The following is an 11,065-nucleotide window of genomic DNA, read 5'->3' as shown; positions in this document are numbered from 1 at the left end:
TCGCCATTAATAAGACACTATTATTCTCGCCTATTTTGCTCAACAATGGCTCAAAGCCACTATTTTCCTCTTATTAAATATTTATACTTAGCGCAAAAGTGACACGCTCCCCACATCAACTGTGAACTCTTTCTCTTCTCTTCTCTTCCTACCCTTCGGGAACGGCTTCGCCGAACGCGTCCTTCGCGTCTTCGCGGTTCGTTCAAAAAAAATCTCTTTCACCAACCATTGATAATTGATCTCTTGTCAATTGACAAGAGATTTGATATAAAGATAAAACTGATTTGAGTGAGGATGTTTTAAGTGAAAGCAGTTATTTTATTGTCGGGAGGGCTGGATTCCTCAACGGTTTTGTATCAAGCCAAGGCCGACGGCTGCGAGTGTTACGCTATTTCCTTTGACTATAAGCAAAGACATCGGCGGGAGTTGGAATCAGCAAGGGCGATCGCACTTTCTGCCGGTGTTAAGGCACATCAGATCGTCAACTTTGACCTCACACTGTGGGGCGGTTCGGCTTTGACGGATGATGAGATGGAATTGCCGATCGACCGCAATCTTGCAGAAATGTCTCAAAACATCCCCATTACCTACGTTCCAGCTAGAAATACAATCTTTCTCAGCTTTGCCCTTGCCTACGCAGAAACTCTAGAAGCTCAGCGAATTTACATCGGTGTCAACGCTTTAGATTATTCCGGCTATCCCGACTGTCGCCTCGATTACATCCAAGCCATGCAGGAAGTATTTCGGTTAGGAACCAAGCAGGGAAGAGAAGGAGAAGCTATTAATATTGTAACACCTTTAATTGAACTTAAAAAAACCGAAATTCTTCAAGTGGGCAACAAGTTGGGAGTACCTTGGGAGCAAACTTGGTCTTGCTATGCAGGCGGCGAAACTGCGTGCGGTGTTTGTGATTCTTGTCGGTTGCGGCTGGCGGCTTTTGAGGAATTGGGGTTGAAAGATCCTGTGCCTTACGCTTAAACATTACTTACGCACGGGTGGTCAAAAACCGGGTTTTTTTGCGATAATAAATTACAGATGGCAGAAGCGACAAAAAACCCCGTTTCTTATGAATGCAATCGATCGGCTCACTCCTGAACAAGAAGCTTTGATTCCATTATATCGGGAGAAATGGAACGCGATCGCACTTTCTACCGAACCAATCGATCGGCAAAAAGCCACAGAAGCGGTAACAGCAGCCTACGCATTGTTAGGTAAAAAACCACCTCTCATTCTTTTTTCTGATAGTCCTTATGCGTCGTTTCACCCTACTTTTAGCCAAATGGAAAGTTTGTTTTGGAACGACCCGTGGCACGACCATTGGAACGATCCGTGGTGCGAACCGAAGGGGCAACTGGATTCGCAACTGGGCAGACAACTTACCACGCTGCTAGGGAAGCATCACCTGAAAAGTCAATTGGTTAGAACCTTGGATCGTCAATTGCTAAATCCAGAGATACAGGAATTAACAATGCAACTGATGCGTCAATTAGAAAGTCAACTAGCATACCAGCATACTACCTATTCTCCATTAAAATGCTTAGCTTATTTAGGCACTTTGTTTGACTTTTATATTTCGGTTTTAAATGCCCCTTACAATAAAAAAAAATGGTCTATATATCAGTCTTTAGCCAAGTATTGCGGCTGGATAGTTCCGTTTAAAAGGGTTTGCTTTATCTGCGATCGTCCTACAGTTCTTTCCTTCGACAATCAACAACGACTGCACGCTTTAGGTTCTCCCGCTGTTCTGTTTAAAGATGGCTTCAAAGTGTATGCAGTTAATGGAGTGAGAGTGCCGGAGTTCTACGGAAAACTGCATCCTTCTCAATGGCGTGCAGATTGGCTTTTATCTGAGAAAAATGCCGAAGTAAAACGAGTTTTAATTCAAGGGATTGGTTACGATAGAATTTGTCAAGAGTTGCAAGCAACTGAATTAGACTCTTGGCAAGAATACACGTTACTCAAAATTGATATAGTCGAGATTTTTGAGAGTGAATGGGGTTATGAAGAGGAAAAGCATATGCACTTATTGAAAATGACTTGTCCCAGCACCAGATACATTCATGCACTGCGAGTTCCCCCTGAAATTACATCCGCAAGAGAGGCGATTAGTTGGGTAAATTGGGGAATCGACCCAGAAGAGTTTTCCCTCCAAACTTAAGTTATTATAAAGATTAATCAAGTATGTTGACTCATTCACTCTCTACACTTTGTCCTTAATCTCGCTACTCTGCCTTTAAATCAAAATCTCAACTAGAAAATTTTACCACACTACTCAACCCGCTATTCTTTCGCCCTTTTGCCCCAACTTCCTCATCCGCTGCTGCAACTGCACTCAAAGCTCGATCGCCCGCAGCCCCTGACAACAAATGAATTTGAAGTTGATCCAACCGCGGCCCGGCTCCAGAAACAACCGTAAGTTCCACATTTTCTCCGCGCCAAACTTCCCCAACCGCCGGCATTCTTTGCAACTGATAACTTAAAAAACCTCCAATAGTTTGGTATTCATCGGTTACTGGCAGATCCAAATTCAATATTTGATTCACATCATCTAAATTTAACTGCGCTTGCACTAAATAAGTGCGATCGTCCAATACTTGCAAAGCAATTTCTTTACTGTCGGGCGACTCGTAGCTGCGGCCGATAATTTCCGCAATCAAATCCCGCAGTGTAACTAACCCGGAAATGCCGCCAAATTCATCAACTACGATCGCAATTTCTTCCGACGAACTCTGCATCAAAGGCAGCAGTTCCCCCAGCAGCATCATCTCCGGCACAAACCTCACCGAACCCATCCAATTTAAAATTGGAGTGTCGGGAGATAGCAAACCTTCAGCTAGGGGTTTCGCAAGTTGTTTGAAGCCAATAATGCCGAGAATGTCGTCTAAAGAATCTCCCGTCACGGGATAAAGGGAATGGTTAGAAATCGCCATTTCGTCGAGCAAAGTTTGAAAGGTTGCCGTCTTGGGAAGTGCGACAATGCTAGGCCTCGGCACCATTACTTCTTCTACCCAAACTTCGCCAAATTCAAACACGTTGTTGAGCAATTCTCGCTTTTCTGCTTCCAAGCCGCTGGATTCGCTGGAAGTAGCTATAATTAATTGCAATTCTTCGGGAGTAACCGGCCGGTGCCTTAGATCGTATTCGATGCCCGCAAACCGCAAGAGCGATCGCGTAGATTGATTGAGAAACGACACAAAGGGCTTGAACAAACGGGAAATCAATAAACTCGGAGGCCCTAAAGTTCTGGCTAGCTGTTCGGAATACAGCAACGCTACAGATTTGGGAAAGAGTTCGCCCAGTACGATTTGCAGGTAAGCTAGCAACAAAAAAGTTACTATTGGTATGCTAAAAGAATGGGCGATCGCCGACTTGATGTAAATTGGCAGTGGCAAATAGCCGATCGACATTCGGACTAGCACGGCGATCGTACTTTCCCCAATCCAGCCGAGAGCTAAACTAGAAAGAGTGATTCCTAACTGCATTGTCGAGAGCAATCGCTCAATACTTTGCTGCAAAGATTGCACCGTTAAAGCTGCAACGTCGCCAGCTTCCACTAACTGATTGATGCGCGATCGGCGTACCGTCACCATCGAAAACTCAGCCGCCACAAAAAAAGCATTAATCGCAATCAGCAACAGCACTGACAGCAACCGCGACAGCACCTCTGTCAAACTCATCGCGGGTAAATCAGATATCTCCTGCACTCTCGCCCCTAAAAGTGACACAATGCTCCCTAAAAAAACTTTCTCGATCAAACCTGAGAATCCGTCTGCACGTTTGGTCTTCTTTTATTTTACTTCGCCACTGGAATGCCAGATATTTGCAACTGAAGTTTTTGACCTGGATAATCTGTCAGCGTCAGCGAAACTTCCTTAGCATTTTCCAGCAAAGCTGTGGGAATACTCACCGTACCGTAAAACACCTGCCCGTTGGGGGGGAGTTCCGACGGCAAATCCTCGGCAGTCGCGCTCAGGGCCCGGCCACGATCGTCAGTGACGTTCAAGAAACTGTAGAGAAACCTCACAGCTTGGGAGCCTTCATTTTTCATGCTCACGTCTAGCAGCATAGAATTGTTGCGCTGACTGGCCGCGCTCACTTCCAGGGTTATTCCCCCGTCGCGACTGTTCAGGGGAAACTTGGCGCTGGCATTTTGTGCAGCCGGTTTTTTGGCCGCGGCTGGTTTAGAGCTGGCCTTCTCTGTTTTAGTATTTGCCCCGGCCGTTTTTTCTGGATCGCGACCTTCTACCCGTGCTTTGACGGTTGTGATAATGTCTTTTTCTTTCAAAATGCTCACTTGGTCTTTGCTAGCCGTCGTTCCAGGCTTGCCGCTGCCAGCATTGTTGCTGGGGCGAACATCGGGTTGAGTCGTTCCTTTCAAGGCTTCGCGACCTATAGTAAATCCCCAAACAGAACTCGTCACGCCTGCTCCAAACATCAGAGCGAGCAGAATTAGAGTCAGCACTACTGTCGAATTCACTGCCATTGCCTATAAGTTTATGCCGAGTCGTAGAAACTGCTTTGTCCGGTCGATCGGCTCCAGCACATTGGCTAATAGGCGATCGGAACTCAGCAGATCTAAAGATTTTGATTTTTGTTCTCTAGTTCTAGCACGGACTGGGAAATTATGTTATACTTCATTTTCAGTTAGGTCGAACAAATCGATTTAACGGCAGTTGGCCGAGCGGTTTAGGCAGCGAACTCATAATTCGCCCCAGGCAGGTTCAACTCCTGCACTGCCGATTATTAATAACTTACGACGCTCCGCGCGCGAACAACCCCGTTTCTTCGTAGATACTTGGTTGCTCAAGCCAATATTCTTGTAGAAACCTGGTTTATTTTGCCAAAAATCGGTAACGACACTAAAAATCCGGTTTCTGCCCGCTGCGACTTTGATGATAAAGCGGCTTTTTTTACCGTTTCTGCTGGCGGCAACGAAGTATTGCTGCCAAACAACCCGGTGGATTGCCACCCGTGCGTCCCAGACTCTCAATCTTTTTGTAGGGCGTTGCTCCTAGCGCGCCCCAAATATACTAATTTAGTCGAACAGTCAATCGATTTTAGATTTTAGATTAAAGAATTGAAGCATTTACCCCACGGATAAATTCGGGGGCTTGTATCCTGGATGCTTTTGGTCTGTTTTGCCCCATCTCAAATCGTATCAACCCTTAATTAACTCCACTCCGTCGCGCCCGTCGAGCTCTTGAACGTAAACCTTAACTTGTTCTTCCTTTGCAGTCGGCAACTTTTTACCTGTAAAATCCGGCTGAATCGGTACTTCTCGGTGACCGCGATCGACTAATACCGCCAACCAAATTTTCTCCGGCCGCCCATAATCGTTTACCGCATTCAAAGCCGCTCGACTCGTTCTGCCTTTATAGATAACATCATCTACCAACACCACGGTTTTGCCCGTCAAATCGAAAGGAATTTCTGTTTTAGCCGGTGTCCGCATCGCAACTCGATCCAAGTCATCTCGGTAAAAAGTAATATCCAAAGCGCCCACGGGTACTTTGACTTGTTCGAGGACTTCAATTTGATCTGCCAAAATTTGAGCTAAAGGCACTCCTCTACTATGAATGCCCAACAGCACTAACTCCGAGGGATTCCCTGATTTTTCGACAATCTGGGAAGCGACGCGGGTGAGACTGCGCCTCACTTCATCAGGGGATAAAATTTGGATAATTTTAGTCATTGTTTGCTGCGAGCTAATTGTTGGCTGTTGGCGGATCGAACAATTTTAGATTTTAGATTTTAGATTTTAGATTTTAGACTGACTTGACAAATGAGACATCTTGCATTCATTCGCTCTCCATCGCCAATTATCTGCGTTTCTCTGTGTTTATCTGCCATTATCTGCGGTTTATGTATCAATCAAAGATTTGTGCAATTGCTCGTCTATGAATCTGGGAGTGGAACGATTTGGGATTTGAGCTTTGAGATTTTAGATTGACTTGATAGATGAATCTGGGGGTGGTAACTACTAACGTCAAAACTTTTTTTGCTCTCCCAGAGTCCTGTTGAGAGCTTGTATCTGTGGTCGGGTGCAGTCAGCAGTTACCGGCTCAAACATAATAAGCTATAAACAAGCAATGATAGTCCCAACCAAATCAGAAAGCAATACCGAGTTAATTGCAATGCTTGGCAAATTAGCGGCGCTGTGATCGGGTGAATCGGCTCGCCTAACAGCGGTTTGTGTTTGAGAACTCCACGATAGGAATTAGTACCTCCTAGTTGCACTCCCAAGATGGCGGCGTAAACGCACTCGCTCCAACCGGAATTGGGACTGGCATCTTTAACAGCATCTCTCTGACAAATCTGCCAAATGTAAATCGGTTTGCCAGATATAACGGCTAAAGTAATCACTGTTAGCCGGCAAGGAATCCACGTCAGCACGTCTTCTAGTTTGGCGCTAAACCATCCTAAATCTGTGTATGGCGCTTCTTTGTAGCCGATCGTAGAATCTAATGTGCTGGCTGCTTTGTAAGCCATCGCCAAGGGGACGATCGCACTTGCCCACATCGAGTTAGGCTCGATCGGGCGATCGGTAAAACTTAATAATAGATGCGGCAGACCGAACCCAACTAACGCATAAAATAGCGGTGCTGTCACACCATCGACTGCATTCTCTGTTACAGTTTCTAACAATGCTCGCAGAATTTCTGGCTCGGATAAGTTTTCGGTATCCCGGCCGACGTAAAGGCTCAACCGTTCTCGCGCCTTGACTAAATCTCCAACATTTAAAGGTGCTAGCACATCCTCCGCAGCCGCCCTCAAACTGCGACCTGCAAAACAGCTTGCCAGCAAAATGGTATCTAGGGCAATACCTAATAGAGGATGCACCCAACTAGCAGCTTGGACGATCGACCAACTGACAGTATAACTGCCTAGAATCAGCCCGATCGCTAGTATTGTACCAGCACTTCGTAGCAGCAGTTTGTGCTGCTCACCGGCGGGACGATCGCCAGCGGGAGGCATTTTGCCTGCGGGATTATTCCATATATTAAAGACAAGTCGAGTATAGCGGTCGATCGCCCAACCCATCGCCTGCACTGGATGCGGCCAACCCCAAGGATCGCCGATCGAATAATCCAACACCGCAGCTAAAATCAAAACAGGAAATTCATCCGGCATCATTATATATAGTGTCAAACTTGATAGTCAGTCAATCGATTTTAGATTTTAGATTTTAGATTAAAGAATTGAAGAAAGCGACCCCACCGATCAATCCGGCGACTTGCGATGGGGAGCGAGGAGCTTTTTTGTCGCTCCACGGATGAATCCGGGGGCCCGAACCATCTTCCTTTATTGTCAGAGCAGGAGCGATCGCCGCAGAGAGCAGATTTTAACTCCTGCTACCCTTGCGGACTTGGATTGTTTGAGGGGCGATTTTATAGTAGAAGGAAGAAGGAAGAAGCAATAAAGGCAAGGGTTTGAACAGTTCAAAACCTCATCATCAGGCGTGGTTGCTATAAATGCTGAGATTACTTTAGTCGCGAAGCAAGTGTACATTCTGCTCCCAATTAACACCGTCAAAGGGTAGGATCTGAAAGTGTTCGATGGCATCTGAGTCAAGACAGCGGACGTTGACATCGAAATGATCGGGATGCGATCGGGGGCGATAGAACGAGTGAATGCCACAAATTCGGCAGAAAGTATGTTGAGCAGTTCCTGTATTAAATGTATAGGTGGTCAAAACATCTTCGCCACTGAGCAAGGTAAAACGTTCCGGCGGCACAATGAGGTGCAAAAATCCTTTCTTTTTACAGATAGAGCAGTTGCAATCAGATGCTTCGTGTTTGTCAACGGCGACACGGAAGCGGACAGCTCCGCAGTGACAGCCGCCAAAGTAGGTAACAAGTGTTGCGTCCATGTGTGATTGCTGGCGATCGAATGAATGAACTTACCATTTAAATGATAAAGCTAGTTTCTTCCCCAAGAGCCGCTTGCCAACTGCGGACATCATAGTATAAGTCTTCGAGGGAAATACTGTACAGCGCTTCGGCAAGTTTTTTGTGCAATCGGTTCCACAAACTGAATGTTACCCAGTCCTCTGCTTGCGTCGCGTCGGGAAAATGTCGAGGTAAAGGTTCAATAGTTTCACCTACAGCCTCTAAGATTTGTCCTAAAGAGATTTGAGCTGGCTGGCGGGCTAATTGATATCCTCCTTGGGAACCCCGAACAGATTGGACTAAACCGGCTCGTCGCATTTCAATCAGCAATTTTTCTAGATACGGAGCCGGTAACTCCTGTCGCTTCGCTATCGATTTCACCGATGTCGGGCCAAAGCGAGGTTGCAAACTTAGATCCAGTAATGCTTTGACACTGTAGTGTCCGCGTGTCGTTAACTTCATGGGATTTTAAGAGTGGGGCAAATATTCAGCTAGCTGATAGCTGATAGCTTATGCTACCGAGTTTAGAGATTGCTCGCACCGGCTGCCGCTACTCCTTAAGAAAGACAGCAGGTTGTTAAAAATATTTAGATAATAGTGGTTAACAATTGAGCCGATCGGTGTAATATAGTTTTACGACCAGCTATAAAGCTAAAGTTTCTTGGTCTAACCAAAAACCAACCGAGAAAAAATCCGTACACCAGTTGAATATTTCAGGACTCAGTAAATGGCTAAAAAGAAAAATATCGAACCCCTTGAAGGCGAAGATCTGATCAAAAAGGTCAAAGACCTAGAGAACCTTACCAAGGAAGAAAAAGCTAGAGCCTGTGGCTACTACACCGTTACCAAGAACGGCGTAGAACGGGTCAACATGATGAAATTCCTGAATGCGCTGATTGATGCAGAAGGCATTCAGCTAGACGGGAAGCAAAACGGCAATGGACGCGGCGGACGCTCTGCCAGCTATCGGATTAGCGTTCAATCTAACGGCAACTTACTGATTGGAGCCGCCTACACCAAACAAATGGAACTCCAGCCGGGAGATGAATTTGAAATCTCTCTGGGACGCAAGCACATTCACCTGCGCCAAATTGATCGAGAAGAAGAAGAAGAATCCTAGGCTTTTACGACTTGCTTTGACTTCTTGCTTGAACTGGTTGGTTTGACTTCAAGCATTGACTGCAAGCAGAGAGTTGGCTCTGAAATCTTTTTGTGAGCCTAAAAAAGTATGGCTTCTATAGATGGCAATGGCTCGACAAAAGCCAGTGCCACCACTTTATATTTTCCGAGAATACCTATTCTCGCCCCTCGCTATATCCGTTTGGACAAGCGGGGGATTTTCCGCGTAGCTGTTGAAGAGAAGTTATGCAGCCAATTGTGTACGGGATTTAACGGATGTAATTGATGAACCGAAGAGGTTTTAAGGAAGAATTAGGTTTGGTTGAGGTAGGAAACCCACCACAGCCAGAAAATGGCAGAGGTATTCTCAGCTAACAGTGCGTCATACCCGTTGAAAAAAAGAATGCAACTGTAGCGAAGCTCGAAAGCACGAGCTTGATCATTCATTCCGAATTATTTAACCTAAAATCTAAAATCTAAAATCTAAAATTTTATGTGTCTGTGTGGGAGGGGTTTTGAAGGCAAGGAAACGCCTCGATCGCCCGTAAGTGAAATTACAGGCTGGAACAGTTAAAGTGTTAGGGAGCAATTAGTCATCAGCCTATGCCGTTGGCCCGATTCGCGAGTAAAACTTCTCAACACCAAACAAAAATCCCCCTGCGTCGCCTTCTAGTGGCATCTTTTGTGCTGTAAATCGTCGCAGCAGTCGGGATTGTCGGGTATCTGTCCTTTCGCAACGGAGACAAAGCAGTCGAAGAGCTCGCCGAGAAATTGATCGCGGAGACAGGGAAGAGAGTTGAAGAAAAGCTGATTTCTTTTCTCGAACATACCCAGTGGGTAAATCAACTTAACGCTGAAGCGATCGACCGCAGTGAATTAAACTTACAGTTAGAAAAGCCCCAGCCTCGGGGAAAAAAGTTCCTTTGGTAGCAAATGCGATCTTTTCAAAGCATTGAGTGGATATCCTTCGCTACAGGAAAATCAGGAGAATATCTCGGCAGTTGGCGCAACCACATCGACAACAGCTTGCCAATTGTCGCAGCCTCCAAGTCTACCAACTCTCACAACATATACTAAGCTACAGACAGCCTCGGCACTCACACCGCTAAATTAAAGGCAGAACCGGCAACCTACGATGCCCGCCTGCGCCCTTAGTACAAAGAAGCTGTCGCAGCGAACAAACAAAGCGATTTGGACGAGTATTTATCCGAGTTTTACTCCTGGGACTGTTTTTATTGCTGCCAGCCAACAGATTCGCGATCGAAATGGTAAATTGCTGGGAGTTAGTGCCGTAGACTTTTCGCTCTCGGAGCTTCAGCAATATCTCGATCGCATCAAGCTTAGCAAAACGGGACAAATTTTCGCGATCGAACGATCGGGCTTGCTGGTTGCCAGTTCAAGTCAAGAATCACCCTTTAGAAAGATGCGGGGAAAGCAGCAAGCACAATCAATTGAATGTTTGAGAGAGCAAAACTCCTGTCATTCGCACCGCAGCCGAGTATTTGTACGATCGCTTCGGGGGCTTTGGCGACATTAAGCAGCGGCAGCAACTGAAATTTAGCCGATACGGGCAGGAATATTTTGTGGAAGTGCTGCCGTTTTCTGATGTTTACGGTTGAAAGTGGCTGATTGCGATCGCAGTTTCCGAATCCGATTTCATGGCGGAAATTAACAAAAATACCCGCCCTAGAATTTTACTTTGTGTGGTGGCGCTGCTGCTATCGACAATTGCCGGAGTGATGACAGCTAGGTGGGTAACACTGCCGCTGCTGCGACTCAACGAAGCCGCTAAAGATATCGCCGCCAGAAAGTTCGATCGCGCTTTTGCTGTCAGTAGGCTCGATCGAGTCGGCGAATTAGCGCAGTCTTTCAACGAGATGGCACCTCAACTGAAAAAAGTTTTTTCCAGCTTTGGCAGAAAGTGAAGAAAAATTTGCCCAACTGGTAGAAAATTTGCCGGTTGGAGTATCCGCGATAATTCCGGGCGGCGCATTTATTTTCATTAATGTGGCGGGAGAGCAAATATTGGGTAGGGGATAAATGCCCGATGCTAGCGC

General features: G+C 46.0%; 15 protein-coding genes and 1 tRNA gene. 9 read left to right on the top strand and 7 right to left on the bottom strand.

What is annotated here, in order from left to right; translation table 11 throughout:
* Positions 1 to 303 precede the first annotated feature (303 nt).
* On the top strand, positions 304 to 978 hold the full coding sequence (gene queC, locus QT994_RS08875) for a 7-cyano-7-deazaguanine synthase QueC (protein WP_333173516.1): 675 nt from the start codon (positions 304 to 306) through the stop codon (positions 976 to 978).
* A gap of 88 nt (positions 979 to 1,066) precedes the next feature.
* Positions 1,067 to 2,158, top strand: coding sequence for a DUF6745 domain-containing protein (locus QT994_RS08870; protein ID WP_333173513.1), 1,092 nt, complete (start codon positions 1,067 to 1,069; stop codon positions 2,156 to 2,158).
* Between the two features lie 88 nt (positions 2,159 to 2,246).
* Here QT994_RS08870 and QT994_RS08865 read toward each other — a convergent pair whose 3' ends face one another.
* Positions 2,247 to 3,677, bottom strand: coding sequence for a hemolysin family protein (locus tag QT994_RS08865; protein WP_333173527.1), 1,431 nt, complete (start codon positions 3,675 to 3,677; stop codon positions 2,247 to 2,249).
* A 116-nt stretch (positions 3,678 to 3,793) separates the two neighbouring features.
* Positions 3,794 to 4,483: a hypothetical protein gene (locus QT994_RS08860; protein ID WP_333173511.1), complete on the bottom strand. Its 690-nt coding sequence runs from the start codon at positions 4,481 to 4,483 to the stop codon at positions 3,794 to 3,796.
* Positions 4,484 to 4,667: 184 nt separating this feature from the next.
* Between QT994_RS08860 and QT994_RS08855 the strand changes: the two genes are divergently transcribed.
* Together QT994_RS08855 and QT994_RS08850 are read left to right on the top strand one after the other, a co-directional pair.
* A tRNA-Ile gene (locus QT994_RS08855) sits at positions 4,668 to 4,740 on the top strand.
* Between the two features lie 55 nt (positions 4,741 to 4,795).
* On the top strand, positions 4,796 to 5,068 hold the full coding sequence (locus QT994_RS08850; RefSeq protein WP_333048580.1) for a hypothetical protein: 273 nt from the start codon (positions 4,796 to 4,798) through the stop codon (positions 5,066 to 5,068).
* A 90-nt stretch (positions 5,069 to 5,158) separates the two neighbouring features.
* Here QT994_RS08850 and pyrR read toward each other — a convergent pair whose 3' ends face one another.
* From pyrR to QT994_RS08830, 4 genes are all read right to left on the bottom strand, one after another.
* A complete protein-coding gene (gene pyrR / locus QT994_RS08845; protein ID WP_333048579.1) occupies positions 5,159 to 5,692 on the bottom strand; it encodes a bifunctional pyr operon transcriptional regulator/uracil phosphoribosyltransferase PyrR in 534 nt (177 codons plus the stop codon).
* Between the two features lie 362 nt (positions 5,693 to 6,054).
* Positions 6,055 to 7,134, bottom strand: coding sequence for an adenosylcobinamide-phosphate synthase CbiB (cbiB, locus tag QT994_RS08840; protein ID WP_333173525.1), 1,080 nt, complete (start codon positions 7,132 to 7,134; stop codon positions 6,055 to 6,057).
* 352 nt (positions 7,135 to 7,486) lie between these two features.
* Positions 7,487 to 7,870 (bottom strand): GFA family protein, encoded by a 384-nt coding sequence (locus QT994_RS08835; protein WP_333048578.1) that lies wholly within the window; start codon positions 7,868 to 7,870, stop codon positions 7,487 to 7,489.
* 37 nt (positions 7,871 to 7,907) lie between these two features.
* Positions 7,908 to 8,351, bottom strand: a complete 444-nt coding sequence (locus tag QT994_RS08830) for an Rrf2 family transcriptional regulator (RefSeq protein WP_006635345.1) — start codon at positions 8,349 to 8,351, stop codon at positions 7,908 to 7,910.
* Positions 8,352 to 8,616: 265 nt separating this feature from the next.
* Here QT994_RS08830 and QT994_RS08825 point away from each other — a divergent pair, with 265 nt between their 5' ends.
* Positions 8,617 to 9,009 carry an AbrB family transcriptional regulator gene (locus QT994_RS08825; protein ID WP_006635344.1) on the top strand — a complete coding sequence of 131 codons (393 nt, stop codon included), beginning with the start codon at positions 8,617 to 8,619 and terminating at the stop codon, positions 9,007 to 9,009.
* 311 nt (positions 9,010 to 9,320) lie between these two features.
* On the opposite strand, the gene QT994_RS08820 is transcribed toward QT994_RS08825, so the two are convergent.
* Positions 9,321 to 9,455, bottom strand: a complete 135-nt coding sequence (locus QT994_RS08820) for a hypothetical protein (RefSeq protein ID WP_333048576.1) — start codon at positions 9,453 to 9,455, stop codon at positions 9,321 to 9,323.
* Positions 9,456 to 9,941: 486 nt separating this feature from the next.
* Between QT994_RS08820 and QT994_RS08815 the strand changes: the two genes are divergently transcribed.
* From QT994_RS08815 to QT994_RS27785, 4 genes are all read left to right on the top strand, one after another.
* Complete coding sequence (locus QT994_RS08815) at positions 9,942 to 10,085, top strand: hypothetical protein (protein WP_333173509.1); 144 nt, start codon at positions 9,942 to 9,944, stop codon at positions 10,083 to 10,085.
* 58 nt (positions 10,086 to 10,143) lie between these two features.
* On the top strand, positions 10,144 to 10,545 hold the full coding sequence (locus tag QT994_RS08810) for a cache domain-containing protein (protein WP_333173508.1): 402 nt from the start codon (positions 10,144 to 10,146) through the stop codon (positions 10,543 to 10,545).
* A gap of 121 nt (positions 10,546 to 10,666) precedes the next feature.
* Positions 10,667 to 10,933 (top strand): HAMP domain-containing protein, encoded by a 267-nt coding sequence (locus tag QT994_RS08805; protein ID WP_333173505.1) that lies wholly within the window; start codon positions 10,667 to 10,669, stop codon positions 10,931 to 10,933.
* Complete coding sequence (locus QT994_RS27785) at positions 10,920 to 11,048, top strand: PAS domain S-box protein (protein WP_445243883.1); 129 nt, start codon at positions 10,920 to 10,922, stop codon at positions 11,046 to 11,048. Before QT994_RS08805 ends, QT994_RS27785 begins: the two co-directional genes overlap by 14 nt.
* Positions 11,049 to 11,065 lie beyond the last annotated feature (17 nt).

This window comes from Microcoleus sp. S13_B4, assembly GCF_036700885.1.
GTDB lineage: Bacteria > Cyanobacteriota > Cyanobacteriia > Cyanobacteriales > Microcoleaceae > Microcoleus.
The sequence above is the reverse complement of the archived record's forward strand: the minus strand, read 5'-3'. Positions and strand labels throughout refer to the sequence as shown.

What these genes read in the sequence shown, in the direction of transcription:
- QT994_RS08835 (WP_333048578.1), bottom strand. Translation starts at nt 7,870, where the DNA reads ATGGACGCAACACTTGTTACCTACTTTGGCGGCTGTCACTGCGGAGCT.
- cbiB (WP_333173525.1), bottom strand. Translation starts at nt 7,134, where the DNA reads ATGATGCCGGATGAATTTCCTGTTTTGATTTTAGCTGCGGTGTTGGAT.
- QT994_RS08830 (WP_006635345.1), bottom strand. Translation starts at nt 8,351, where the DNA reads ATGAAGTTAACGACACGCGGACACTACAGTGTCAAAGCATTACTGGAT.
- QT994_RS08805 (WP_333173505.1), top strand. Translation starts at nt 10,667, where the DNA reads ATGGCGGAAATTAACAAAAATACCCGCCCTAGAATTTTACTTTGTGTG.
- QT994_RS08825 (WP_006635344.1), top strand. Translation starts at nt 8,617, where the DNA reads ATGGCTAAAAAGAAAAATATCGAACCCCTTGAAGGCGAAGATCTGATC.
- QT994_RS08815 (WP_333173509.1), top strand. Translation starts at nt 9,942, where the DNA reads ATGCGATCTTTTCAAAGCATTGAGTGGATATCCTTCGCTACAGGAAAA.
- QT994_RS08870 (WP_333173513.1), top strand. Translation starts at nt 1,067, where the DNA reads ATGAATGCAATCGATCGGCTCACTCCTGAACAAGAAGCTTTGATTCCA.
- QT994_RS08820 (WP_333048576.1), bottom strand. Translation starts at nt 9,455, where the DNA reads ATGAATGATCAAGCTCGTGCTTTCGAGCTTCGCTACAGTTGCATTCTT.
- pyrR (WP_333048579.1), bottom strand. Translation starts at nt 5,692, where the DNA reads ATGACTAAAATTATCCAAATTTTATCCCCTGATGAAGTGAGGCGCAGT.
- QT994_RS08865 (WP_333173527.1), bottom strand. Translation starts at nt 3,677, where the DNA reads ATGAGTTTGACAGAGGTGCTGTCGCGGTTGCTGTCAGTGCTGTTGCTG.
- QT994_RS08860 (WP_333173511.1), bottom strand. Translation starts at nt 4,483, where the DNA reads ATGGCAGTGAATTCGACAGTAGTGCTGACTCTAATTCTGCTCGCTCTG.
- QT994_RS08810 (WP_333173508.1), top strand. Translation starts at nt 10,144, where the DNA reads ATGCCCGCCTGCGCCCTTAGTACAAAGAAGCTGTCGCAGCGAACAAAC.